The sequence below is a fragment of the Salmonella sp. A7 genome, assembly GCF_020181675.1.
Classification (GTDB): Bacteria; Pseudomonadota; Gammaproteobacteria; order Enterobacterales; family Enterobacteriaceae; genus Salmonella; species Salmonella enterica.
Genome location: NZ_CP084001.1, coordinates 1,620,865 through 1,645,916, shown reverse-complemented (window position 1 = coordinate 1,645,916; position 25,052 = coordinate 1,620,865). Strand labels below are relative to the sequence as shown.

Here is a 25,052-nt window from a genome sequence, read left to right as displayed (position 1 = left end):
AGTTTCGCTGCGCCGGGTTATCTGATAAGCAAGGCAATAGGTCTGGATAACTACTTCTTACGCGCGTATTTCAGCGAGTCCAGCGCCACGGCGAAAATGATAATGCCGCCTTTGATAATGTACTGCCAGTACGGGTTTACCCCGATATAGGTCAGGCCGTAGTTGATGACGGTAAAGATAATGACGCCGGTCACCACGCCGAAGACCGTACCCACTCCGCCGCTAAACGATACGCCCCCGACAACGCACGCGGCAATCGCATCCAGTTCATACATAAAGCCGAGGTTGTTGGTGGCAGAACCAATACGCCCAGCTTCCAGTAAGCCGCCGAAAGCATAAAACACGCCGGAGAGCGCATAAATCATCAGCAGGTTCAGCGCCACGTTTACTCCAGAAACTTTTGCCGCTTCCGGGTTGCCGCCAATAGCAAAAATGTTTTTACCAAAACGGGTCTTATTCCACAGCACCCAGACAAACGCTACCGCAATCAGGGCGTAAAAAGTGATGTAGGAGAGCCGGAAACTGCCCATCGCCACAAAGCCCTGCGCAAAGGTGGAAAAGCCGCTGTCAAAGCCGGAAATGGGCGAAGCGCCGACAAAGTCATAGTAAAGGGAGTTGATCCCATAAACGATAATCATCGTGCCAAGCGTGGTAATAAACGGTGTCACGTTCAGGTAAGCAATGATGATGCCGTTCACCAGGCCAATCACCGCGCCAATCGCGCAGACAATCAGGATGACCAGCGCAATCGGCATGGTCGCCATTTCCGGAAACACTTTATTGGCGTTTTCCATTGATTGCAGTAATGTTGCCGCCACGACCGCCGCCAGCCCTACCTGACGCCCCGCCGACAGGTCTGTCCCCTGGGTGACGATGAGTCCCGCCACGCCCAGCGCGATAATAATACGTACCGAAGATTGCGTCAGAATATTACTTAAATTCAGCAAACTTAAAAAAGTCGGGTCCTGGAAAATAATAATCGCCAGCAACACTAAAAGAACGACGTAAATTCCGCCCTCTTTCAGCCAGGTCAAAAAGCTTTTCTTGTTTAACGCACTCATAAGGAGCCCCTGATCTTAAAGGTGCAAAGAAGCAAGACGCAAAATTTCGTTTTGCGTTGTTGTTTTAGTATCGACAATGCCAGAAACGAGACCGTTACTCATCACCAGGATACGATCGGTAATCCCTAACAGCTCCGGCATTTCAGAAGAGATAATGATGATCCCCTTGCCTTTTTTCGCCAGTTCCGCAATAAGCTGATAAATTTCAAACTTTGCGCCGACATCAATGCCACGGGTCGGTTCATCCAGCATTAATATTTCCGGCTGCGTTAATAGCCAACGACCAATGATCACCTTTTGCTGATTGCCGCCGGAAAGCGAACCAATTTGCGTGCGATGCCCCGGCGTTTTTACCCGCATGGAGTCAATGACCCATTGGGTGTCGCTTTTCATCCGGGAATTATCCAATAACCCCACTTTATTTTTATAATTACGGATATTCGAAATTAATGAGTTAAATCCGATATCCAGATAGGCGTAAATTCCGGTGGAACGACGTTCTTCCGTCACCAGCGCAAAACCGTGGTTAATCGCTTCGTTCGCAGTGTGATTATTAATTTTCTTGCCATGTAAAGTGATTGTCCCGGACGACTTCTCACGAATGCCAAACAGCGTTTCGACGATATCGGTACGCTTTGCCCCAACCAGGCCGGCAATGCCCAGAATTTCGCCCTTGTGCAAATCAAAGGAGACATCGCGAATGGAAGGCTGGCGCAGCGAGGTCAGGTGACGGACCTCCAGAATCACATCGCCCGGCTTATTTTCTTTATCCGGAAAGCGCTGGTTCAGGGAACGCCCGACCATCATCGCAATGATCTTATCCATATCCAGCCCTTCCAGCGGCTGGGTGGCAATCCATTGACCGTCGCGCAAAATAGTAATTTCATCGCACAATTGAAAAATTTCTTCCATTTTATGCGAGATATAAACAATTCCGCAGCCGCGTTCTTTCAGCTTGCGAATAATGGTGAACAGATGATTAACCTCTTTCTCAGTTAACGATGAGGTCGGTTCATCCATAATAACGATCTTAGCGTTATAGGAAAACGCCTTCGCAATTTCGATCATCTGCATTTGCGAAACGGATAACGTTCCCACGCGCGCGCGCGGGTCAATATCGATATCCAGCTCATCAAATATCGCTTTGGTATCCTGGTACATTTTATCCTGGTCGACAAACATACCTTTGGTGGGATAACGCCCCAGCCACATGTTATCCATGACCGAACGTTGCAATACCAGATTTAACTCCTGGTGTACCATCGAAATCCCATTCTCCAGCGCTTCTTTCGCCGAATGGAAGTCCACTTCCTTTCCCTGAAATATAATGCTGCCGGAGTCTTTTTGATAAATACCGAAAAGACATTTTAATAACGTTGATTTGCCTGCGCCGTTTTCGCCCATTAATGCATGAATAGAGTGCGGACGAACGTTTAAGTTGACATTATCAAGCGCTTTCACGCCGGGAAATGATTTGTTAATGCCACGCATTTCCAACAAATATTCACCCGACGACGGAGAAATCGTGCTGCCCATAATGATACCCTGTCGGCCTTTTTAATTATGACTATCCGCGCCGGATGGCAAAAGAAATACGTTATCCGGTCTGCGACGCGTCACCCTTCCACGGTTTCAGGGCGCAACAAAATTGCGCCCACAGACGGAAAAGTTATTTTTGGGTAAATTCGCTCAGATTGTCTTTGTCCACGCCGACATAAGGCACGCGCACGATTTTATTCTCAATCTTCCAGCTGGTGCCGTCAGCCGCGCCCTTGCCTTCGGCGAGGTTTTTCGCCAGATCGAATGTCGCTTTCGCCTGATTGTTGGCGTCATTCAGTACCGTACCGGCCATCGCGCCCGATTTCACCAGCGCCAAAGCTTCCGGTAACGCATCGACGCCAAAGACCGGAATCGACGATTTATTATGCGCTTTCAGCGCCTCTACCGCGCCCATCGCCATCGCATCGTTATTCGCGATAACCACTTCAATCTTGTTAGCGTTCGGGCCAGACAGCCAGGCATCCATCTTATCTTTTGCCTGCGCGGTATCCCACATGGCGGTGTCTAACGCCAGTTGCTCGGTCTGAATACCTTTAGCATTTAACTCTTTCACCACATACGTCGTACGGGCTTCCGCATCCGGGTGCCCCGGCTCGCCTTTCAGCAGAACATACTGAATTTTACCGTCTTTATTCAGATCCCAACCCTGATTCGCCTGCCAGTGTTTGGCAATCAAGTCGCCCTGAATCACACCCGATTCTTTAGAGTCAGTCCCGACATAATACGCCTTGTCATAGCTGTCCAGCGCTTTGCGGGAAGGCTCTTTGTTAAAGAACACCACCGGCACATTTTGCCCGCGCGCTTTCTCAATCACCGTACCGGCGGCTGCCGGGTCGACCAGGTTAATCGCCAGAGCTTTAACCCCTTTCGCCAATAAAACGTCAATTTGATCATTCTGTTTAGATTGATCGTTTTGCGAGTCATTCATCAGTAGCTGAACATCCGGCGCGGATTTGCCATCTTTTTCAATAGCCTTACGCACCACGGACATAAAGTTATCGTCATATTTATAAATCGTCACGCCAATACGAGTATCAGCCGCGTGCGCGTGCGCGCCGAATAACAGACTTGCCATCACGGCAGAAAGGGTCAGTACCTTCTTATTCATGGTAGCTCCGGTTTTATTATGTAGGGTATAGCGTAAAAAAATGCCCGGCTGTTCAGCACGTTAACGCGTGTTACTGAACGCCGAAGCGTATTTAGAGCCTATCCCACCAGGCGTTATTGGCGCAGCCAGTTTGGACACGGACATCGCGCAAAAACCGGAGCGTACACGTAGTACGTGAGGTTTGACTCGCTACGCTCGCCCTTCGGGCCGCCGCTAGCGGCGTTCAAAACGCTAACGCGTTTTGGCGAGCACTGCCCAGGTCCAAAATGGCAAGTAAAATAGCCCTAATGGGATAGGCTCTTATTCAACTCTTTATTTTTGTCCGGTAGTCGCGGGATATTGTGATAACGGTTTTTATAAGCGAAATACCCCAGCAAAACTGACAACTAACTGTTACACATTAGTTACAGTGCGACAAACGTTGTCATCATAGCTATCACAATGTTAATAAACTGTGAATTTACTCACAGATTGAAAACGGTTACATGCGGGGCGTAATCAGTTAGTGATCAGTACCGCATTCTGTCGCCACGCCACCGAATGGCGCCGCACCAGGGTCGGCATAAAGCAGTGCGTCGCCGTGATATCCAGCGTGCCTGCAGCCCCCTGTAACGCCAGCTCGGTCGCGATTTTCGCCATAGAAGCAATAGGATAGCGCACGGTAGTCAACTGAGGATCGGTATAACGAGCAATAGGGATATCATCGAAACCGATGACAGACAGATGCAAGGGAATGGCGATGCCGTTATCTTTTAACGCCGTCAGCGCGCCCGCCGCCATGTTATCGTTATAGGCAAATACCGCCGTCAGTTGCAGATTGCGTCCCAGCAACTCAACCATTGCCGACTCGCCGCCCTGCATGTCCGGCGTGCCGGTGCCTATCCAGCTCTCCGACGCAGCAATCCCCTGCTCTTGCAGCGCGTGTAACCACCCTTCTCTGCGCATCGCGTCATCTTCAATACGGTGGCTGGAGGCCAGGTAGCCGATGCGTTGATGTCCATTATTCAGCAACATTCGGGTCGCCATTCTGGCGCCGCTCACATTGTCGAGACAAACACAACGATGCGCATAACCCGGCACGATACGGTTAATCAGCACCATACCAGGGATCTGATCCATAAAGTCGCTCAGCTCGCGATCGGTTAAGGCTTTTGAGTGAACAATCAATGCATTACAACGCTGACGGATCAAGACTTCAATCGCATGGCGCTCTTTTTCCGCCTCATGATAACTGTTGCCAATGAGAACATATTTCTGGTGCTGCTGCGCGACCAGATCTACGGCTTTCACCAGAGCGCCGAAAAAGGCATCGGAAACATCCATGACCACGACGCCGATAGTATCGCTCACCTGGGTGGCCAGCGCTTGCGCATTCGCATTTGGCCGATATCCCAGCAGAGTGACGGCCTGCATAACGGCGTCACGGGTGTCGGGACTGACCAACGCGCTGTTATTCAGTACGCGGGAAACGGTCGCTACAGACACGCCAGCCTGGCGCGCTACATCACGAATGGTGATCATATTCACTGCCCTGTTTGAGTTCAAAAATGCTCACAAATGCCCCGTTAGCAGGCGGCTATTTTGTCAGCACCCTGCCCAGGGCTGCGTGAGAAACATCACAGGGATGGAAACGGTTACAGCCATTTTGTTAATGAATGTGATCCAGATCGTTATCTGAACGATCCTGACGCGCGCAACGTGAGTTGACGCCATAACCACTCGACCGGTCCCTGTCGCCAGAAACGTAGCCAGATGACGGAAAAGAGAAGGTTTATTGCCCATACCGGAACGACAAAGAACAAGAGTTCCAGTCGATTGAATTCCATAAATAAGCCAAACTGATAAAACAGCGTGGTACAGATGATCGTCTGCAGCAGATAATTGGTCAGCGCCATTCGCCCTACGCAGGCAATGGCAAGCGTCAGTCTGCATCGGCTAAGCTGCGGCCAGAAGCCAAACATCAGCGCGGCATAGCCCAGCGTTTGCAACGGCGCGCTCAGTTCGCGCGGCGCCTGCAATAAGAAGGCGCACCAGCGGTACGCCCAGTCCAGCCGCCATTGTAAGATGACCGCAGGCAGGTTGATCATTAGCCCTAACGCCACCAGCAGAATCCCGGTACGGCGATAGTGCCGCAGACTGTACTGACCTTTCAGCCAGCCGCTACGCATTAGCGCGGCGCCCAGCAGCATCATACCCGCCAGTTGCCAGCCATACTGCGCGCCGAGCGCCAGTAAACTATTCGACAGCATCTCTGCCCGGTTGCTGATAGCCTCCATGCCGCCGTTCAGCTTCCAGTATTTTTCATACAATATTGCCGACGCATCCGGCGTCCAGGCGCGGCTGGTTTCGCTACTCGATGCTACGCCCAGCAGCAGTAGCACGCCAATCCCGACCAGATAAAGGAGTATGCCGGTATTGAACAGGCTTTTTACCGAAGGCGCGTCGCGTACCAGTCGCCAGCAAATTAACCCGACCAGACCGTAGGCCAGCAGAATGTCGCCGTCCCAAAAGAATAACGCATGGATAAAACCTAACAGTACCAATAGCGTTAAGCGCGACTGAATCCACTGTTTACCACGCGGAAGCAGCATTTGTAGCCCCGCGCCAAACAACAACGCGAACAGCGTAAGAAACTTAGCCTGCGCCACAATATCGAGAATCGCCCAGGACCAGGCGTCTTCGGGAACGATCGCGCCGTACCAGGCGGGATTGAGATAAGCCGCCTTCGGCAATCCAAAGGCGCTAATGTTAAGAAGCAGGATACCGAGGATGGCGACGCCACGTACAAAATCCAGCGTGACATTACGCTCCATCGTCTCCGCCTTAATCATGGATGATGGCGAACGGCACGCAGAAACTCCTGGCGCGTATTCTGGCTGGACTTAAACAATCCGCCCAGCGATGTCGTCGTCGTGGCGCTGGTTGCGTCACGAATACCGCGCGCTTTCACGCAGTAATGCACCGCATCAATCGATACCGCTACATTATTGGTGCCGAGCAAGGTTTGCAGCGCCGTCAGAATTTGTTGGGTCAAACGTTCCTGAACCTGCGGACGCTGGGCGAAGAATTGCACGATACGGTTAATTTTCGACAGGCCGATCACGGAATCTTTGGGGATATACGCGACAGTCGCTTTGCCATCAATGGTCACGAAGTGATGTTCACAGGTGCTGGTCAGCGTGATATCGCGGACGGTGACCATTTCATCCACCTTCATTTTATTTTCAATGAGGGTAATTTTCGGGAAATTGGCGTAGTCGAGGCCGGCGAAAATCTCGTCAACGTACATCTTAGCGATACGATGCGGCGTTTCCATCAGACTGTCATCGCTCAAATCGAGATTCAGCAACTGCATAATCTCAGTCATATGCCCTGCGATAAGGCTTTTTCGCGTTTCATTATCCAGTTCATCCATAGGCGGGCGCAGCGGCGTTTCCAGCCCCCGGGCAACCAGCGCGTCATGAACCAGGGCCGCTTCTTTACTGAGTGATGGCATTAATCGTGTTCTCCTGCAGGTGTGGCGCCTCTGCCCTGCATGGGGCAAAGTTTGTCAATATTGTGACAGTGTGATTATTGTGCGTGAGGTAGCGCACATAATCCAGTATTCACGCCCATAATTGTTGAAATTGTCGCTGCCTTTCATGACATCTTTTCCGGTGCGGGAATGATGGCAGGACAAAGGGCATATTTGTTAACGCAACGTTATTTAAATGATGAAGCATGTTTATGTATTACGGAAGTGAAAGTTACTCACAACGCGGTGAATAATCTGTATTATGAAGAATCTGCATACCTTATCAGGTTCACTATAAAAGGAGCCCCCGCATGGAAATGCTCGAAGAGCACCGATGTTTTGGCGGCTGGCAGCAGCGCTGGCGTCATCATGCCGCCACGCTAAACTGCGCCATGACATTCAGCATTTTTCTTCCGCCGACTCAGGATAATGAACCGCCTCCGGTACTGTACTGGTTGTCCGGGTTGACCTGCAATGATGAGAACTTTACCACCAAAGCAGGCGCGCAGCGTATCGCAGCAGAACTGGGCATTGTATTGGTGATGCCGGATACCAGTCCACGCGGTGAACAGGTCGCCGACGATAGCGGATACGATTTAGGCCACGGCGCCGGGTTTTATCTCAATGCCACACAGCCGCCCTGGGCCAGCCATTATCGCATGTACGATTACCTGCGCGATGAGCTTCCGGCGCTCATCCAGACACAGTTTAACGTCAGCGACCGTTGCGCCATCAGCGGGCACTCGATGGGCGGCCACGGCGCGTTAATCATGGCGCTGAAAAATCCGGGCAAATATACCAGCGTCTCTGCTTTTGCGCCCATCGTCAACCCCAGCCGCGTGCCGTGGGGAATCAAAGCGCTTACCGCTTATCTCGGCGAAGATGAATCAGCCTGGACTGAGTGGGATAGCTGCGAATTAATGCTGGCCAGCCAGCCGCAGGACGCCATTCCTGTGCTCATCGATCAGGGCGACAGCGATCAGTTCCTCGCCGATCAGCTTCAGCCCGCCGTACTGGCGGAAGCCGCGCGGCAAACCGCCTGGCCGATGACGCTACGAATCCAGCCCGGTTACGATCATAGCTATTATTTTATTGCGTCCTTCATCGAGGACCATCTGCGCTTTCATGCCCGGTATTTACGGGGCGAGCGTGAGACGTCACCAACATAATGAATTTTCCAGCGCCGCGCTGTAATTCACCTCCTCCGACTGCGGCGCGGAAGATTTATTATTTAAATCCGCGGCCTGCTGGCGTACCTGAAGGCGGCCGCTGCCCTCTCCGCCTTCATAACTTTCGTGAAAATTACGCAGCTCGGATTCAAACAGCACCGCATCAAGATTATGCAACTTATCCAGCGCCCGCAGGAGAGAAATTAACGTATCAAGATTGAGCCCTCCCCCCTTCTCGATACGCTTGATGGTGGCGATGCCAACGTGCGCGCGATCGGCAAGCTGCTGCTGGGTCATCGAAAGAGACAGACGCGTCTCCTTTAAGCGAGCGCACAACGACAGGATAATCTCGTCGTTATTCATCGTATTGTATTTCACGCTGTTACCCTCTCTTGCGCGGCTGAATTTTCCCCAGCGAACCATGATACGTTTCACGGTATTTAGCGCTCATGTCTTTACCGGTCTCGTACATCGCAGCAATGATCTCATCGAGCGAAATACAGGGTTCGCTTACGCGACTCATCGCCATCGTCGCCGCGTTTATCGCTTTCACGGCAGAGATGGCATTTCTCTCTATGCAGGGAATTTGTACCTGTCCGCCCAGCGGATCGCAGGTCAATCCCAGATGATGTTCCATGGCAATTTCAGCGGCGCTCAGCGTTTGCTCCACGGATGCGCCCATCAGTTCAGCCAGGCCCGCCGCCGCCATTGAGCATGCCACGCCGATTTCCCCCTGACAGCCAACTTCAGATCCCAGAATAGAGGCGTTTTGTTTAAACAACATCGCGATAGCGGCGGCGGTCAGGAAGAAACGGGTCAGAGCACCGGGCTCCAGCGGCGTGACAAATTTATCATACCAGCAGAGCGCTGCCGGAATGATGCCGCACGCGCCATTGGTTGGCGCGGTAACAATCTGTCCGCCGCTGGCATTTTCTTCGCTTACCGCAATCGCGAAGGCATTGACCCAGTTCAGCGCGGTTAAAAAATCGCTGGCGGAACGGTTAGCCTGTAACGTCTTATGTAACGCACAGGCGCGCCGCGGTACCTGATAGGGACCGGGTAATACCCCCTCAGTATGCAGGCCGCGATAAACCGCCTGCTGCATCACGTCCCATATTTGCGCCAGATAATTCTGCAACGTCTGTGGCGAGTGGCGGCACAGCTCATTTTTCATCATCAGCGCCGCCACGGACAGGCCATTACGCCGGCACAGCGCCAGCAACTGCGCGGCATGACTAAATTCAAAGGGCGACACTGTACGCAAAGGAAGCGATGGCGTCAGCGGCTCGCCATGTTTGCGAACCTGTCCGGCGCCGGTCGAAAACCAGGTCTCTTCATACACCGTGAAATAATCATCTCTGGCGCGAAACGTCATGGCATAAGGATGGCCTGGATGCGCCTGGTGATTGGCGATAATCTTGACTTTTATCGTGATTCCGCCCGCGTCGGAGAGCGGGAGTTCGATTTTGTTTTCATTTTCCGCACGCTTAATCACCGCCATATGCGAACGGAGATCGACATTCTCCGGCTGGCAACCCAGCAGCCCAAGATACAGGGCGGTATCCACATTGTGGCACTTGCGGCTTAACGATAACGCGCCATACAGCTCGATTTCTATTTCCCGAATTAGCGGCAACGTCTCTTGTTCTCTGAGCAATGAAATAAAGTGACAGGCGGCGCGCATCGGCCCTACGGTACGTGAGCTGGATGGACCTATTACTATTTTGAATATATCAAGGCAACTCTCCATCGTTATATCAATCCTTTCAGTGTCATTCGCGTTCAGTAATAAATAACATCCTCGCACAGTTGGCATATCAAAAGTGATACCTTTTGTGTCTGAACTTTACCTGGTATCAAAAACAACGCTTTTTTAGCCCTTTTCTGGCTGTGATATCTGTGATAGCACAAGATTCCACGTCGCAAAAGAGCCATTATAATACCCGTAAATTAAGGGAGTTATCATATGAGCATTATTTATTTTATTACCACACAGGATATCGATACGTTTCAGAAAAAATTACAGGAAACGTTATTTGATGCCGTCACCATGCCGTTTCCGCTATTATTTGATAAACGTTATGCCGCGCTTATCAATACCGCTTATTTAAAGCTTACGCTGCCAACGGAATGTCTGACGCCTGAATTTTATCGCTATTTACGCGAACTCTCATTACAATGGCAGTTTGATTTTTTTATTAAGCCGCAGCCACTGCCTGCTAACGGTATTATCGCGTTTGATATGGACTCGACATTTATTGCGGAAGAAGGCGTGGATGAAATTGCCCGCGCGCTTGGCATGTCGACGCAAATCACCGCCATTACCCAACAGGCGATGGAGGGCAAGCTTGATTTTAACGCCAGTTTTACCCGACGCATCGGAATGTTGAAAGGCACACCGAAAGCAGTGCTGAACGCCGTATGCGATCGCATGACCCTTTCGCCAGGCCTGTTAACTATTCTGCCAGTCATCAAGGCCAAAGGATTTAAAACCGCGATTATCTCCGGGGGACTGGATATATTCACCCAGCGTCTAAAAGCGCGATATCAACTGGATTATGCCTTTTCGAATACAGTTGAAATACGCGATAACGTTCTGACGGATAACATTACCTTACCGATTATGAACGCCGCAAACAAAAAACAGACGCTGGTTGACCTGGCTGCCCGGTTAAATATTGCCACAGAGAACATTATTGCCTGCGGCGATGGCGCCAACGATCTGCCGATGTTAGAACATGCCGGCACCGGTATTGCCTGGAAAGCGAAGCCGGTTGTACGGGAAAAAATCCACCATCAGATTAATTATCACGGTTTCGAATTGCTTCTTTTTCTTATTGAAGATGAATTATAACGCGACTCACCTCGCCGGAAGGGAATTTTAAAATGAGTATAAAAACATTTATTTTCAGCCAGCCCGATAAGCCGATTGTAAAAGAGAAAAAAGAGATAGACCAGACCTATAAAAAATTTCGTTTTGAGATTATCGCCTCGGTCTTTATCTCTTATGCCGTCTTTTATCTTACCCGTAAAAACTTCTCCGCCGCGATGCCGGCCATGCTGACGGAAACGTCGCTGACCGCAGAAGACTTCGCCATTATGTCTTCTATTTTTTACATTCTTTATGGCGCGATGAAGTTTGTCGGCGGGATGCTGGTCGATAAAATTAACCCGAAGGCCATGACCGGCCCGGTGTTGATTGGCGTGGGGATTGTAAATATTCTGTTCGGCTTTTCCGATAGCGTGGCGGCATTCTACGTACTGTACAGCCTCAACGCGATATTACAGGGCACCAGCTTTCCGCCGATGGCGAAAATTATGGCCTCGTGGTTTTCGAAAAACGAACGGGGACGCTGGTGGGCTATCGTTGAAGCGGCGCACAATATCGGCGGCAGCCTCGCGCCGCTGCTGACCAGTTTTGCTATCGCCTTTAGCGGTAGCTGGAAAATGGGGTTTTATGTTCCCGGCGCCATTTCGCTGCTGATGGGGATAGTGGCGCTATTTACCATTAAAGATCGTCCCGGTACGTTAGGTTTGCCCAACGTAGGGCAGTGGCGTAACGACCCGACGGAACTGGCCCAGGTCAAGGCCAGCCCGGTCAACCTGAGCTTCTGGCAGATTTTTGTGAAATATATCCTGACCAATCCACTGGTATGGATCATTATTATCGGTGATATGTCAGTTTATATTGCGCGCACTATTCTTAACGACTGGCCGCAGATTTACTATTCGCAGGTTCACGGCTGGAGTCTGATAAAAGCGAACTCGATTATTTCCTGGTTTGAGGCGGGCGGACTGGCAGGTGGGTTGCTGGCAGGCTACTTGTCTGACTTTATGTTCAAAAGTAACCGCTGGATGACCGGATTAATCTTCGCGTTAGCGCTGTGCATATGCATCGTGCTGGTGCCGCTGGTTCAGGATACCTCTTACACCCTCACCGCGATTCTGTTCACCATCATGGGCTTCGCCTTATACGGACCGCATATGCTTTTTGCCGTCGGCTGTCTGGATGTGACCCATAAGGATGCGGCGGGATCGATTACCGGCTTTCGGGGATTGTTCAGCTATGTCGGCGCGGCAATGGCCGGTGTGCCGGTAATTATGGTGAAAAATAGCTGGGCGTGGTCGGGCGTTTATATCTATGCGGTGATCGCCATTCTGCTAACGACTCTGTCGCTGGCGCTGCTCTCCAGGCTGCATCGGTTATAACATTCTGGCGACAGCGGCAAAACGCGGCTGTCGCCAGTCTCTGTCAGAAACGGTAATCCACCGCCATAAAGTAACGACGTCCGTCTTCGGTGTAACCGTAGTCGTCGCGTTTGAGATCTTTATCGCCCACGTTCAGAACGCCCGCACGCAGTTTAACATTTTTCGTCGCCTGCCATGCCGCGCCGGTATCCCAGACCACGTACCCACCCGGCGTTTTCGCCGTTGCGCTGTCGGCCCGCTTACGCCCGGTATAATTCCCTGATACGTAGAATGACCAGTCTTCGAGCTGCGCCGGTTTCCAGTCCAGCGTACCGTTCGCGGTGTGGAACGGCAGATCGGAAAGCGGCTTGTTCCCGCCATTACTGACGTCGCGTCCGTCGTTATAGGTGTAATTCAACGACAGCTTCCACGCCTCGTTAAACGGAACTTTCAACTCGGTTTCCACACCCTGAATACGCGCTTTATTCACGTTGTAATAACGGAAGACCGGAACGCGCTGTCCCCGACTGTTGGTTTCGAAACCGACAAAGTTGGAATAGCCGGGCGCGGCGTTAACGTCAGCGGTACGGCTAATGCTGATGCGATTGTCCACATCGTTACGGAACGTGGTAACGCTCGCTTCCACGCCCTCCAGTATGCCTTCTTCGCCACGGTAATAAAGGCCGAGCTCCCAGCTTTCACTGGTTTCAGGTTTCAGATCCGGGCTACCGATAATGCGGCATCCTCCACGGCAGGAGTTGGTCGCCCAGTCCGGACTTAATTGCAATAGCGACGGCGCTTTAAAGGCCGTGGCCCACCCACCTTTCACCGTCAGGGTATCCGTTGCGTTATAAACCAGATAAGCACGCGGGCTCCAGTGATCGCCATAGGTTTCATGGTCATCCATACGAATACCGGTGGTCAGCGCCAGCGGTTCGAAGATGCGCCACTCATCTTCAAGGAACAGAGCATACTGGCTGGCGGAGGTTTTAGTACTGGAACCGCCGGTCAGGTTGACTGCATCGCTCAGTTTATCGTGACGCCATTCGCCGCCGAAGGTGAGGAACTGGTTGACAGACGCTAACGGCAGAACGTATTTCCCGTCAATCGAATTGCTTTCTGACGTGATAGGGCTACTGTTGCCGGGGTTTTTGTTTTCCACTTTTTCGCCGTAGAACTTGAGCTCGCTGTTACCGAGATCCCAACGTCCGTTATGGCTCAACGCGTAGTTTTGCCGTTCCAGACGGTTTTTATCCAGCGAGTCGGAGTCCCGGTCCTGGCGATCAAAACCGTAGCCTGCGGTAACGTCATGATTTTCGTTTGGTGTCCAGGCAAACTCGACGTTTCCATCCCGGCTGGTAAATCCTTCAATGCGCGGAGTTTCACCCGTAGCGGTGGTGGCGGAACTCTGCTGCTCGTCTTTTTCGCGTTTCGCCAGGCTACCGTAGGCTTTCATTCCCAGCACGCCGTCGATCAGCGGACCGCTGGTAAAGAACTGGCCGTTATAGGTATCGCCACGGTCGCGATGTTCCTGAATAGTGGAATCAACCGTGACGCTGCCGTGCCATTTCTGACCAATTTTTTTGGTGATAATGTTGACCACGCCGCCCAGCGCATCGGAGCCATACAGCGAGGACATGGGGCCACGCACCACTTCAATGCGTTCGATAGCGTCAACCGGTATCCAGTTCAGATCAAAATCATTATGGCGGAAGACCGCGTTACGGGAGTTAACGCGCTTACCGTCGATCAGGATCAGTGTATAACTGCTGTCCAGACCACGAATACTCACGCCTTTACGGTTATCCCCTTCGTTAGTGAGCTGTACGCCCGGCACCTCTTTCAGGACATCTTTCAGGTTTTGCACGGGCCTGCGCTGTAAATCTTGCTGGGTAATGACGCTGATACTTGCTGGCGCATCTTTCAGATTTTGTTCGATGGCGGACGCGGTAACGACCATGGTTTCACCATCATCCGTTGCCGCGGCAACCGGCCAGGCCAACGTAACTGCGGACATACAAAGCCCTACCCGAACGAAAGGGTTAAACCTAAACATTCCATTTCTCCATGAGGTAAATACGACAAAAAAATCGGTTATCGCTCACAACGCATTACGTTTCGCCTGCGATAACGGTTATCACGGCGAACTCTTTTTATGCAGGCGAGTCGGGCTCATTAGTGACGGTCGCGCCCGAATCTTCATCCTTTCTGATTTCGAGCGTAACGATAAAGCAAACGATAATAATTATCAATTTAATTGTTAATAATTATGTCATTTGAACCAATAATGAAGAAAAAACAAAAAACCCTCTCGAATGAGAGGGTTAGAAGAGTCAGGTTCAGGCAGTCAGTGCCGGATAGCGGTATAAAGCCTTATCCGGCCATGACGAGAATACCGCGTTACTTTTTAACGCGTTCCGGGAAGTGCATTTCGCTATAGCGCACGAAATGCGTGCCTTTTATCAGCTTGTAGCCGAACCAGATAAGCAGGAACAGCGGAATACCGATATAGGTCGCCGCGACGCCGCCCCAGTCGATGGTATCTTTCAGGAACGCTTCATAGTTCTGCCCCAACGTAATAATCAGGCACAGTACAAAGGCGAAAATCGGCCCCAGCGGGAAGAACCCGGAACGGTACGGCAAATCATTCACATCATACCCTTGTATCACGTAACCGCGACGGAAGCGATAATGGCTAATGGCAATCCCCAGCCAGGCGATGAAGCCCGTCATACCGGAGGTGTTCAACAGCCACAGATAGACCGTCTGGTTGCCGAACATTGAGGTCAAAAAGCAAAGACCGGCAATCACGGTGGTGGCATAAAGCGCATTGCGCGGTACGCCGCCGCGGGACAATTTCGCAAAAATACGCGGGGCCTTACCGTCACAGGCCAGGGTGTAGAGCATACGGGTCGAGGCATACATTCCGGAGTTGCCCGCAGACAGTACCGCCGTCAGGATAACCGCATTCATTATCGCCGCCGCAGACAACAAGCCCGCATGCTGGAACACTAAGGTAAACGGACTGACGCTAATGTCTTTGACGTCGTTACGCAGCAGGTTTGGATCGGTATAAGGAATGATCAGGCTGATAATCAAAATCGCGAAAACATAAAACAGCAGAATACGCCAGAACACCTGACGCACCGCGCGCGGAATATTCTTCTCCGGGTTTTCAGATTCCCCGGCGGCAATACCAATCAGCTCAGTTCCCTGGAAAGAGAAGCCCACGATCATCGCGACGCCAATCATTGCCGCAAAACCGCCAGCAAAAGGCGCATCGCCCGTCGTCCAGTTGCTCCAGCCGACCGGCTCAACACCTTTAAAGATGCCGATAATCATCGCTACGCCAACGATGATGAAGATAATAACGGTCGCGACTTTAATTAACGAGAACCAGTACTCCGCCTCGCCAAAACCGCGTACGGAAATGTAGTTCAGCAAGAAAATGACGCAGAGGAATAGCGCGCTCCAGATCCAGCCCGGCGTGTCCGGGAACCACCAGCCCATCACTAATTGCGCGGCAACCAGGTCAACAGCGATAGTCACCGCCCAGTTGTACCAGTAGTTCCAGCCCAGCGCGAAACCAAAGCCTTCTTCCACATAGTTCTGACCATATGTCGCAAACGAGCCAGATACCGGCATATAGGCCGCCAGCTCGCCAAGACTGGTCATCAGGAAGTAGACCATCAAACCAATCAGAATATAAGAAAACAGCGCGCCGCCTGGCCCCGCCTGAGAAATTGTCGCACCAGATGCAACGAAAAGACCTGTCCCGATGGAGCCGCCAATGGCAATCATCGTCAGGTGACGCGCCTTTAATTCGCGACGTAGCGCGGGCGCTTCTGTGGTTTTAGTTTTGGAACCCATGTGAAAATGCTATCCATCCAAAAAATGAGGCGCGATTGTAACAGACGAAATACTATCCTTCCGACACAAATGCGCGGTTATAAGAGACCTTCATGACCGGCCACGGATTATAAGTAAAGCAGAGAATAACGTATACGTAAGCGGATACTAAAAATGGCGATGCCGCCCGGGCAGCCCTCCTCTTCACCTTTATTCACAGTAACTCAAAAAACGCTGCAACGCGTTAGAAAGATGTTTCTGCCGATGATGAACACGCCACAACGTGCGCACCAGGCGCGGTAACGGCACCGCGACTTCGCCCAGGGTTCCCGCCTGGAGTTGTTCAGCAATCACCCGGCGCGATAAACAGCTTATCCCCAGTCCGTGACGCACCGCATGTTTGATCGCTTCTGAATTCCCCAACTCCATCGCCATATGAAAGCGCGGCAAATGCGACAACAGCAAATAATCGACAATTTCCCGCGTACCGGAACCGCGCTCGCGTAAAATCCATGGGGATGCCGCAAGCTGTTCCAGCGTCACCGGCCCCTGCGTCAGCGGCGAGGACGGCGCGGCAAAGACCACCAGCTCATCTTCCAGCCACGGCTCAGAGATAATCTCTGTACTGTGACATGGTCCTTCAATCAGGCCGATATCAACCCGAAAATCCAGCACCGCGTTAATCACGTCCTGGCTGTTTCCCACGCTGAGTTCCAGCGGTAAGGCCGGATAATGCTGGCGATAGCGGGCAATCATGGCGGGTAAAATGTAATTGCCGATGGTGCTACTGGCATAAACCCGTATCGCGCCGTTATCTTCACGAAATAGCTGCTCAATTTCTACCGCTTGCTCCAGCAATGCCAGCGCGCGCGGATATAACAAGCGCCCATGTTCGTTGACCACCAGCCGTTTCCCCACCCGATCAAACAACTGTACGCCGAGCTGACCTTCCAGATCGGTGAGCGCGGCGCTAACGGCGGACTGCGATAATGACAGCATGACCGACGCCTGGGTTGTTGAACCGCTTTTCAGTACTTCAGCAAACACTTCAAGTTGTCGTAGCGTAATATGCATAGTCGTATCCCACCGATAGCGTTTCACTTACCACTTATAAAGATTAATTATAAATATATAATCAATTTTATTTTTAAACCAGATCACCGTAACCTTATTGTCCATATACAGGAGAAGGTTATGACAGAACTCACCTTGCAGAATCATCGTCGTACAATGTGGCATTTTATACCGGGGCTCGCTCTGAGCGCCGTCATTACAGGAGTCGCCCTGTGGGGCGGCGCTATCCCTGCCGTTGCAGGCGCGGGGTTCAGCGCCCTGACCCTGGCTATCCTGCTGGGTATGGTTATCGGGAATACCGTCTATCCACAAATATGGAAACAATGCGACGGCGGCGTGCTGTTTGCAAAACAACATCTGCTGCGTTTAGGGATTATCCTTTACGGCTTCCGCCTTACCTTTTCACAAATCGCCGATGTGGGCATTAGCGGTATTGTGATTGACGTATTAACGCTTTCCAGCACGTTCATGCTGGCCTGCTTCTTAGGCCAAAAAGTCTTTGGTCTGGACAGGCACACCAGCTGGCTGATTGGCGCCGGTAGCAGTATCTGCGGCGCGGCGGCGGTACTGGCGACAGAACCGGTGGTAAAAGCGGAAGCCAGTAAGGTTACTGTAGCCGTCGCGACTGTCGTTATTTTCGGCACCATCGCTATTTTCCTTTACCCGGCAATGTATCCGCTGCTGGCGCACTGGTTCAGCCCGGAAACTTACGGCATCTATATCGGCTCAACCATGCATGAAGTCGCGCAAGTGGTCGCAGCGGGTCACGCCGTTAGCCCGGATGCGGAAAATGCGGCAGTTATCGCTAAGATGCTGCGTGTCATGATGCTGGCGCCGTTCCTGATCATTCTGGCGGCACGCGTTAAACAGCTTTCACCGGCGACCGGCGCGGAAAAAAGCAAAATTACCATTCCGTGGTTTGCTATTTTCTTCATCGTAGTGGCGATCTTCAACTCTTTCCACCTGCTGCCGAAAGCCGTGGTGGATATGCTGGTGACGCTGGACACGGTACTGCTGGCGATGGCGATGGCGGCGTTGGGTCTGACCACTCACGTTAGCGCATTGAAAAAAGCGGGGGCGAAACCGCTGCTGATGGCGCTGGCATTATTCGCCTGGCTGATTATTGGCGGTGGCGCCATTAACGTCCTAATCCATAGCCTTATCGCATAAATTATTACGTTTCACGCCTGTTAACCCGTTATCATAGCGTTCGTAATGAACCGTTAGCGGGTTTAACAGGAGTCTTTTATGAAATACATCGGAGCGCACGTCAGCGCTGCTGGCGGTCTGGCTAACGCCCCTGCCCGCGCGGCTGAAATTGGCGCAACGGCCTTTGCGCTTTTCACAAAAAACCAGCGTCAGTGGCGTGCCGCCCCCCTTACTCCCCAGGTCATTGATGACTTTAAAATCGCCTGTGAAAAGTATCATTTCTCGGCGGCGCAAATTCTTCCCCACGATAGTTACCTGATTAATCTGGGCCATCCGGTCAGTGAAGCACTGGAAAAATCACGTGATGCCTTTCTCGATGAAATGCAACGCTGTGAACAACTCGGCTTAACCTTGCTTAATTTTCATCCCGGTAGCCATTTGATGCAGATTGCACAGGAGGATTGCCTGGCGCGGATCGCGGAATCCATCAATATTGCCCTCGCGCAGACCGAGGGCGTTACGGCGGTTATCGAAAATACAGCCGGTCAGGGCAGTAATCTGGGGTTTGAGTTTGAACAGTTAGCCGCCATCATCGACGGCGTGGAAGATAAGTCGCGCGTTGGCGTCTGTATCGATACCTGCCATGCCTTTGCCGCCGGATATGATCTGCGTACGCCAGAGGCGTGCGAAAAAACGTTCGCCGGATTCGGGAAAATTGTCGGATTTCAGTATTTGCGCGGAATGCACCTGAACGACGCCAAAAGCGCCTTCGGTAGCCGCGTTGACCGCCATCACAGTCTGGGTGAAGGCAATATCGGCCACGATGCGTTTCGTTGGATTATGCAGGATGCGCGTTTTGACGGTATTCCGCTGATACTGGAGACCATCAATCCTGATATCTGGGCGGAAGAGATTGCGTGGTTAAAAGCCCAGCAAATTGCCGAAGCGGTGGCCTGACGCTCAATGTTCTTCAGGCAATAAAAAAGGCAGAGCGCGCTCTGCCTTTTTTAGCGTGTTTCTCTTACGCCGCTTTTGCCGCGACTTCCGTCTCCGGACGTTTCAGGACGGCATAAGCCAGCCCTGCCACCAGCGTACCGGCCACAATTGCCAGCAGATATCCCAATACCGGCGTAATTGCGCCTGGGATAAGCAGAACAAACAGACCGCCATGCGGCGCCATCAATTTTGCGCCTACCGCCATAGAAATGGCCCCGGTCAACGCGCCGCCAACGATACAGCACGGCAGTACACGCATCGGGTCGCGCGCCGCAAACGGAATAGCGCCTTCAGTGATAAAGCACAGCCCCAGCACCAACGCCGCTTTACCGCCTTCCTGCTGCGCTTTGTCGAATTTACGACGCGCCACCATCGTCGCCAGACCCAGCGCTAACGGCGGTACCATACCTGCGGCCATGATCGCCGCCATCGGCGCGTAAGTTTGCGTACTCAGCAGACCAACGCCAAACGCATACGCCGCTTTGTTCACCGGGCCGCCCATGTCGGTACACATCATCCCGCCGAGAATCGCGCCCAGCAGCACCGCATTTGCCGTCCCCATCGTTTGCAGCCAGTGGGTGAGCCCTTCCAGAATCCCGGCAACCGGTTTACCGATCAGGTAAATCATCGCCAGCCCCACCACCAGACTGGAAATTAACGGGATGATCAGGATTGGCTTCAGCGCTTCCATACTTTGCGGAAGTTTCAGTTTGGTACTGATAAGCTTCGCCATATACCCGGCAAGGAAGCCGGCAATGATCCCGCCGATAAAACCGGAACCGGTGCTAACCGCCAGCATACCGCCAATCAGACCTGGCGTAAGGCCTGGGCGATCCGCGATGGAGAAAGCGATATAACCCGCCAGTACCGGCACCATCAGCGCAAACGCCGAACCGCCGCCAATCTGCATCAGCGCCGCCGCTAGCGTGTCCGGCACCTTAAAGGCTTCAATACCAAAAGCGAAGGAAAGCGCAATACACAGTCCCCCGGCAACCACCATAGGCAGCATGTAAGAAACACCCGTCAACAGATGCCGGTATGCGCCAGCGCTCTCTTTCTTCCCTTCGGTCGCCGCTTGCGATGCCTTACCCGCCGGTTGATACGGCGTCGCTTCCACTACGGCTTTATCCAGCTCCTGCGCCGTCTTTTTCAGCGCCAGGCCGGTCGACGTGCGGTACATCGGGAGACCGGCAAACTTCGCCAGATCCACTTCGATATCCGCCGCCACAATCACTAAATCCGCTTCCGCCACCTCTTCCGGGGTGATGGCATTGCCGGCCCCCACGGAGCCGCGCGTTTCGACTTTTACCCACCAGCCGCGTTTTTTCGCTTCGGTTTCAATGGCTTCAGCCGCCATAAAAGTATGGGCGACGCCGGTCGGGCAGGCCGTTACCGCGACCACGCGTTTCGGACCGCCGCTCGCCGCAGGAGCAACCGCAGCAGGAGCGCTGTAAGGGGTCGCATGGCTTTTGGCTTCACTCAGAAACAGTTCCGGATGCGCGACGGCGCGACCAATATCCCCCAGCCAAACCTTTTTGCCGTTCAGAGCATTGTCGTTCGGCAGAGATTCGCCCAGCACGATCGCCAGCTCAGCATCATTCGGATTGTCGATAATTTCCAGATTTGCTTTATGCGCCGCCGCTCCAAGCAGGGTTTTCGCCATGTAAGCGCGAGCCTGGCCGAGATTAGCGTCAATTATCAGCAGCGTTTTCATTATGCCTCTCCTGCTGTCAGTTAAACGGTTGTAAGTCGACACGCGCCATCATTGCGGCCAACTGAGGACGATCGGTAATACCCACATTGCTCTGGCTGACCGCCAGCGCGGCAACCGCCGTCGCCAGACGCAGCGTATGTTCGCTGGACTCGCGCATCAGCAGGCCGTAAATCAATCCGCCAACCATGGAATCGCCTGCGCCGACGGTACTTACCACGTCAACTGCCGGTGGTTTAGCGATCCATTCTCCTGAGGCGTTAACCCACAGCGCGCCTTCCGCCCCCAGCGAAATCACCACATGGGCGATACCCTGTTCGCGTAACGCGTGCGCCGCATCAATCACATCTTTCATTTCCGGGAGCTTACGACCCGCCCAAATTTCCAGTTCGCGGCGATTCGGTTTCACCAGCCACGGCGCAGCTTTAAGACCGGCGACTAACGCTTCACGGCTACTATCAAAGATAATGCATGGACACTGGCTGCGCAGACGCGTCATCCAGTCGGTGAACGCTTCCGGACTCACGCCAGCCGGTAAGCTACCGCTGACGCAGACCATATCGAACTGACCCAGCCAGCTCAGGGAGTCGTTAACAAAGCGTTCCCAGTCTGCGGGGGTCACGTCAAAGCCGGAAAAGTTGAAGTCGGTCACTTCGCCATCTTTTTCCGTCAGCTTCACGTTGATGCGGGTCCGGCCCTGAACCACCTGAAAGCGGTTAGCGATGCCCAGTTCGCTGAACAATTGCTGAAAACCGTCCTGGTTATCTTTACCGAGAAAACCGCCGACGGTGACGTCGATGCCTAAGTCTTTCAGCACCTTGGCAACGTTAATGCCTTTGCCCGCCGCGTGCAGACCCGTGGTTTTCACCAGGTTCACTTCGCCGCGTTCGATTTCAGGGCAAAACCCAACCAGATCGTAAGCCGGATTAAGGGTAATGGTGGCAACACGCCTGCTCATTATGCGCCCTCCCCGAGACCGGCGGCGATCGCATCGCCAATCGCTTTCAGCGCCTGTTCAGCATCTTCACCCTGCGCGGTAAAGCGCAGACGATGGCCTTTCTTCACGCCTAATGCCACCACTTTCATCAGACTACGTCCGTTTGCCGGTTTGCCGGTTCCATCAAGGTTTGTCACGGTAATTTCACTGTTAAATTGTTTAATCGTATTCACCAGCATGGTGCCCGGACGGGCATGGAGACCATGCTCATTACGCACTACAAATTCCGCGCTCAGTACGTCATCCGTCAGCGCATCATCACTGGTCAGCAACGCCAGCAGCGTCGCGGCGTCGGCGCTCAGCAGACGATCGGCTTTATTGTTCAGCAACAGGTCGCCGAGGCGTTTTAGCACGGCAATCGGCTGCTCGTCGTTCATCGCGACAGTGACTAATAAGGCTGCTTTTTCACCCTCTACGTCAAACGCCTGAGTCGCACGGCTTACCGCAACAGCGCTGCGCAAATTGCCTTCCGCGCTGTCGTTCAGCCAGATACCTTGTCCCAGATTCATCGGACTGTCGTTAATCGTTTTTGCGACGAACGCCGCATCAACCGCTCCCGCCTCTTTCAGACGCGCCGCATTTAGCGCCTGCAATGTGACCAGCGAGCTGGCGATGACATCCAGCGTCATCGTCTCGTTATCAAGTTTTAATTGTTCACTTTGCTTCTCGCCCATCAGCAATGCGCGCAGCTCTTCCGCCGTTGTCGCGGATTTCAGCTGTTCAGCCACGGAGTCATCGCTCAGCACATGCGTCAACTGACGCAGCAGGCCGAGGTGTTCGTCCGAACTGGCGGCAATACCAATCGCCACATAGGCGACCTGGCCTTCTCCCCAGGTAACGCCCTGCGGGAATTGAAAGACCTGGACGCCGGTTTTCAGCACCTGATCGCGCGTGTCTGTTGTGCCATGGGGAATCGCAATACCATTGCCAAGAAAGGTCGAGGTTTGCTGTTCGCGCGCCAGCATACCGTCAACATAGCCGCCCGCCACATTCCCCGCCTGCGCTAACGCGGCGGCGATTTGCCGAATGGCCTCTTCTTTATTTCCGGCCTGCTCGCCCGGATGAATGTCCTGAACCGATAACTGGAACATGTGTCTCCTCTCCTGCTGAATTGAAACGATTCAGCCACTATGAGAAAAAAAGCGCCAATCTGAGTTATCAAAAAAACCAGATCGCGCTGAAACGTTTCAAGAAGTCTGGATCTTTCTGCTTCAGCACGCAAGAAAAGTTACCGGTTTTGTAGCAATTTTTTGAGGTGAAGCACATTTTTTCTCCAACAGCCCCTCAATAGCTGACGCATAAAAGGCTTCAGCTTTTTTCTTTCAGCTTGCGTCAGCACGCCCTGGTAACAAATTGGAATGCTATTTTGATTTTTCGTGTCGATTTTGATTCAGACGCCTGTTTATTTTCTGACGGGCAGCGTAAACTCCGCCTCTCTTCACACCACTGATATAGAAACATGCACAACAGTCCCGCCGCCGCTGCGCCTAAATCATTTGACCTGACGTCTACCGCCTTTTTGATCGTCGCTTTTCTCACCGGTATTGCCGGTGCGTTACAGACGCCGACGCTCAGTATTTTTCTGACGGATGAGGTTCACGCCCGTCCCGGCATGGTGGGATTCTTTTTTACCGGCAGCGCGGTTATCGGCATTATCGTGAGCCAGTTTCTGGCGGGTCGCTCAGATAAAAAAGGCGATCGCAAAAAACTGATCGTTTTCTGTTGCGTGCTGGGCATGTTGGCCTGCGTGTTGTTTGCCTGGAACCGCAACTACTTTATTTTGCTGTTCATCGGCGTCTTTCTCAGTAGCTTCGGCTCTACCGCCAACCCGCAGATGTTTGCGCTGGCCCGTGAACATGCCGATCGTACAGGTCGTGAAGCGGTGATGTTCAGCTCAATCCTCCGCGCCCAGGTCTCATTGGCCTGGGTCATTGGGCCGCCGCTGGCCTATGCGCTGGCGATGGGTTTTAGCTTTACGGTGATGTATTTGAGCGCGGCGGTAGCTTTTATCGTCTGCAGCGTCATGGTGTGGTTCTTTTTACCGTCAATGCGCAAAGATGCGCCGCTGGCAACCGGTACGCTGGAAGCACCGCGTCGTAATCGCCGCGATACGCTGTTGTTGTTTGTCATCTGTACGTTAATGTGGGGAACTAACAGCCTGTATATCATTAATATGCCGCTGTTTATCATCAATGAGCTGCATCTTCCGGAAAAACTTGCAGGCGTGATGATGGGCACCGCCGCCGGGCTGGAGATTCCCACAATGCTGATTGCAGGTTACTTCGCCAAACGGTTGGGAAAACGCCTGTTAATGTGCATCGCCGTTGTCGCCGGACTGTGCTTTTATGCGGGTATGTTGCTGGCGCACGCACCGGCGACGTTGCTCGGCTTGCAGTTGCTGAACGCGATTTACATCGGCATTCTTGGCGGGATTGGCATGCTCTATTTTCAGGATCTCATGCCAGGCCAGGCGGGTTCAGCCACCACGCTGTATACCAATACCATTCGCGTCGGCTGGATCATTGCCGGTTCGTTGGCGGGAATCGCCGCAGAAATCTGGAATTATCATGCGGTCTTCTGGTTTGCGTTAGTCATGATTGTCGCCACCATGTTCTGCCTGGCGCGTATTAAAGATGTTTAACTTGCAAGCCTGATACTTTTACTCTTCGACACATT

Annotated in this window: 20 protein-coding genes; 6 read left to right on the top strand and 14 right to left on the bottom strand. The window is 52.6% G+C overall.

Annotated elements, in window-relative coordinates; all coding sequences use genetic code 11:
* Positions 1–50 precede the first annotated feature (50 nt).
* The 6 genes from mglC to folE all read right to left on the bottom strand — a co-directional run bounded on the left by mglC (position 51) and on the right by folE (position 7,225).
* Positions 51–1,061, bottom strand: a complete 1,011-nt coding sequence (gene mglC, locus LCS67_RS07790; protein ID WP_001275101.1) for a galactose/methyl galactoside ABC transporter permease MglC — start codon at positions 1,059–1,061, stop codon at positions 51–53.
* A 15-nt stretch (positions 1,062–1,076) separates the two neighbouring features.
* The gene (gene mglA, locus LCS67_RS07785; protein ID WP_023215249.1) at positions 1,077–2,597 is read right to left on the bottom strand and encodes a galactose/methyl galactoside ABC transporter ATP-binding protein MglA; all 1,521 of its coding nucleotides are present in this window, start codon (positions 2,595–2,597) and stop codon (positions 1,077–1,079) included.
* A gap of 133 nt (positions 2,598–2,730) precedes the next feature.
* Positions 2,731–3,729, bottom strand: coding sequence for a galactose/glucose ABC transporter substrate-binding protein MglB (mglB, locus tag LCS67_RS07780; RefSeq protein ID WP_001036938.1), 999 nt, complete (start codon positions 3,727–3,729; stop codon positions 2,731–2,733).
* 498 nt (positions 3,730–4,227) lie between these two features.
* Positions 4,228–5,250 carry an HTH-type transcriptional regulator GalS gene (gene galS, locus LCS67_RS07775; RefSeq protein ID WP_000628631.1) on the bottom strand — a complete coding sequence of 341 codons (1,023 nt, stop codon included), beginning with the start codon at positions 5,248–5,250 and terminating at the stop codon, positions 4,228–4,230.
* 149 nt (positions 5,251–5,399) lie between these two features.
* Complete coding sequence (gene yeiB, locus LCS67_RS07770; protein WP_001528497.1) at positions 5,400–6,542, bottom strand: DUF418 domain-containing protein YeiB; 1,143 nt, start codon at positions 6,540–6,542, stop codon at positions 5,400–5,402.
* A 14-nt stretch (positions 6,543–6,556) separates the two neighbouring features.
* On the bottom strand, positions 6,557–7,225 hold the full coding sequence (gene folE, locus LCS67_RS07765; protein ID WP_001139611.1) for a GTP cyclohydrolase I FolE: 669 nt from the start codon (positions 7,223–7,225) through the stop codon (positions 6,557–6,559).
* Between the two features lie 329 nt (positions 7,226–7,554).
* Here folE and fghA point away from each other — a divergent pair, with 329 nt between their 5' ends.
* Positions 7,555–8,412 carry an S-formylglutathione hydrolase gene (gene fghA / locus LCS67_RS07760; RefSeq protein ID WP_000425490.1) on the top strand — a complete coding sequence of 286 codons (858 nt, stop codon included), beginning with the start codon at positions 7,555–7,557 and terminating at the stop codon, positions 8,410–8,412.
* On the opposite strand, the gene LCS67_RS07755 is transcribed toward fghA, so the two are convergent.
* Together LCS67_RS07755 and LCS67_RS07750 are read right to left on the bottom strand one after the other, a co-directional pair.
* Positions 8,401–8,790 (bottom strand): helix-turn-helix domain-containing protein, encoded by a 390-nt coding sequence (locus LCS67_RS07755; RefSeq protein ID WP_000876817.1) that lies wholly within the window; start codon positions 8,788–8,790, stop codon positions 8,401–8,403. The genes fghA and LCS67_RS07755 overlap by 12 nt on opposite strands.
* Before the next feature lie 4 nt (positions 8,791–8,794).
* Complete coding sequence (locus LCS67_RS07750) at positions 8,795–10,162, bottom strand: L-serine ammonia-lyase (RefSeq protein ID WP_021000519.1); 1,368 nt, start codon at positions 10,160–10,162, stop codon at positions 8,795–8,797.
* A 216-nt stretch (positions 10,163–10,378) separates the two neighbouring features.
* On the opposite strand from LCS67_RS07750, the gene serB reads away from it, so the two are divergent.
* A complete protein-coding gene (serB, locus tag LCS67_RS07745; protein ID WP_031567719.1) occupies positions 10,379–11,266 on the top strand; it encodes a phosphoserine phosphatase SerB in 888 nt (295 codons plus the stop codon).
* A gap of 32 nt (positions 11,267–11,298) precedes the next feature.
* Entirely contained in the window at positions 11,299–12,621 is a 1,323-nt protein-coding gene (locus LCS67_RS07740; RefSeq protein ID WP_000023807.1) for an MFS transporter, read from the top strand.
* Positions 12,622–12,664: 43 nt separating this feature from the next.
* On the opposite strand, the gene cirA is transcribed toward LCS67_RS07740, so the two are convergent.
* The 3 genes from cirA to yieE form a co-directional block, all read right to left on the bottom strand.
* A complete protein-coding gene (gene cirA / locus LCS67_RS07735; RefSeq protein WP_023213880.1) occupies positions 12,665–14,656 on the bottom strand; it encodes a catecholate siderophore receptor CirA in 1,992 nt (663 codons plus the stop codon).
* A 344-nt stretch (positions 14,657–15,000) separates the two neighbouring features.
* Positions 15,001–16,470 carry a lysine-specific permease gene (gene lysP / locus LCS67_RS07730; protein ID WP_000534999.1) on the bottom strand — a complete coding sequence of 490 codons (1,470 nt, stop codon included), beginning with the start codon at positions 16,468–16,470 and terminating at the stop codon, positions 15,001–15,003.
* Positions 16,471–16,659: 189 nt separating this feature from the next.
* Complete coding sequence (gene yieE, locus LCS67_RS07725) at positions 16,660–17,523, bottom strand: DNA-binding transcriptional regulator YeiE (RefSeq protein ID WP_000548316.1); 864 nt, start codon at positions 17,521–17,523, stop codon at positions 16,660–16,662.
* A 120-nt stretch (positions 17,524–17,643) separates the two neighbouring features.
* Between yieE and LCS67_RS07720 the strand changes: the two genes are divergently transcribed.
* Complete coding sequence (locus LCS67_RS07720; RefSeq protein WP_000137966.1) at positions 17,644–18,693, top strand: YeiH family protein; 1,050 nt, start codon at positions 17,644–17,646, stop codon at positions 18,691–18,693.
* Positions 18,694–18,771: 78 nt separating this feature from the next.
* Entirely contained in the window at positions 18,772–19,629 is an 858-nt protein-coding gene (gene nfo / locus LCS67_RS07715) for a deoxyribonuclease IV (protein ID WP_000873912.1), read from the top strand.
* A gap of 64 nt (positions 19,630–19,693) precedes the next feature.
* Here the strand turns inward: nfo and fruA are convergent, their stop codons facing one another.
* From fruA to fruB, 3 genes are read right to left on the bottom strand one after another with little or no spacing between them, the layout of a single operon-like run.
* Positions 19,694–21,382 (bottom strand): PTS fructose transporter subunit IIBC, encoded by a 1,689-nt coding sequence (gene fruA, locus LCS67_RS07710; protein ID WP_023215251.1) that lies wholly within the window; start codon positions 21,380–21,382, stop codon positions 19,694–19,696.
* Between the two features lie 16 nt (positions 21,383–21,398).
* A complete protein-coding gene (gene fruK, locus LCS67_RS07705) occupies positions 21,399–22,337 on the bottom strand; it encodes a 1-phosphofructokinase (RefSeq protein WP_000091249.1) in 939 nt (312 codons plus the stop codon).
* Positions 22,337–23,467 carry a fused PTS fructose transporter subunit IIA/HPr protein gene (gene fruB / locus LCS67_RS07700; protein WP_000487287.1) on the bottom strand — a complete coding sequence of 377 codons (1,131 nt, stop codon included), beginning with the start codon at positions 23,465–23,467 and terminating at the stop codon, positions 22,337–22,339. Before fruB ends, fruK begins: the two co-directional genes overlap by 1 nt.
* Positions 23,468–23,835: 368 nt before the next feature.
* Here fruB and setB point away from each other — a divergent pair, with 368 nt between their 5' ends.
* Positions 23,836–25,017, top strand: coding sequence for a sugar efflux transporter SetB (gene setB, locus LCS67_RS07695; protein ID WP_000551942.1), 1,182 nt, complete (start codon positions 23,836–23,838; stop codon positions 25,015–25,017).
* The last annotated feature ends 35 nt before the right edge of the window (positions 25,018–25,052 follow it).

What these genes read in the sequence shown, in the direction of transcription:
- mglC (WP_001275101.1), bottom strand. Translation starts at nt 1,061, where the DNA reads ATGAGTGCGTTAAACAAGAAAAGCTTTTTGACCTGGCTGAAAGAGGGC.
- mglA (WP_023215249.1), bottom strand. Translation starts at nt 2,597, where the DNA reads ATGGGCAGCACGATTTCTCCGTCGTCGGGTGAATATTTGTTGGAAATG.
- mglB (WP_001036938.1), bottom strand. Translation starts at nt 3,729, where the DNA reads ATGAATAAGAAGGTACTGACCCTTTCTGCCGTGATGGCAAGTCTGTTA.
- galS (WP_000628631.1), bottom strand. Translation starts at nt 5,250, where the DNA reads ATGATCACCATTCGTGATGTAGCGCGCCAGGCTGGCGTGTCTGTAGCG.
- yeiB (WP_001528497.1), bottom strand. Translation starts at nt 6,542, where the DNA reads ATGGAGCGTAATGTCACGCTGGATTTTGTACGTGGCGTCGCCATCCTC.
- folE (WP_001139611.1), bottom strand. Translation starts at nt 7,225, where the DNA reads ATGCCATCACTCAGTAAAGAAGCGGCCCTGGTTCATGACGCGCTGGTT.
- fghA (WP_000425490.1), top strand. Translation starts at nt 7,555, where the DNA reads ATGGAAATGCTCGAAGAGCACCGATGTTTTGGCGGCTGGCAGCAGCGC.
- LCS67_RS07750 (WP_021000519.1), bottom strand. Translation starts at nt 10,162, where the DNA reads ATGGAGAGTTGCCTTGATATATTCAAAATAGTAATAGGTCCATCCAGC.
- serB (WP_031567719.1), top strand. Translation starts at nt 10,379, where the DNA reads ATGAGCATTATTTATTTTATTACCACACAGGATATCGATACGTTTCAG.
- LCS67_RS07740 (WP_000023807.1), top strand. Translation starts at nt 11,299, where the DNA reads ATGAGTATAAAAACATTTATTTTCAGCCAGCCCGATAAGCCGATTGTA.
- cirA (WP_023213880.1), bottom strand. Translation starts at nt 14,656, where the DNA reads ATGTTTAGGTTTAACCCTTTCGTTCGGGTAGGGCTTTGTATGTCCGCA.
- lysP (WP_000534999.1), bottom strand. Translation starts at nt 16,470, where the DNA reads ATGGGTTCCAAAACTAAAACCACAGAAGCGCCCGCGCTACGTCGCGAA.
- yieE (WP_000548316.1), bottom strand. Translation starts at nt 17,523, where the DNA reads ATGCATATTACGCTACGACAACTTGAAGTGTTTGCTGAAGTACTGAAA.
- LCS67_RS07720 (WP_000137966.1), top strand. Translation starts at nt 17,644, where the DNA reads ATGACAGAACTCACCTTGCAGAATCATCGTCGTACAATGTGGCATTTT.
- nfo (WP_000873912.1), top strand. Translation starts at nt 18,772, where the DNA reads ATGAAATACATCGGAGCGCACGTCAGCGCTGCTGGCGGTCTGGCTAAC.
- fruA (WP_023215251.1), bottom strand. Translation starts at nt 21,382, where the DNA reads ATGAAAACGCTGCTGATAATTGACGCTAATCTCGGCCAGGCTCGCGCT.
- fruK (WP_000091249.1), bottom strand. Translation starts at nt 22,337, where the DNA reads ATGAGCAGGCGTGTTGCCACCATTACCCTTAATCCGGCTTACGATCTG.
- fruB (WP_000487287.1), bottom strand. Translation starts at nt 23,467, where the DNA reads ATGTTCCAGTTATCGGTTCAGGACATTCATCCGGGCGAGCAGGCCGGA.
- setB (WP_000551942.1), top strand. Translation starts at nt 23,836, where the DNA reads ATGCACAACAGTCCCGCCGCCGCTGCGCCTAAATCATTTGACCTGACG.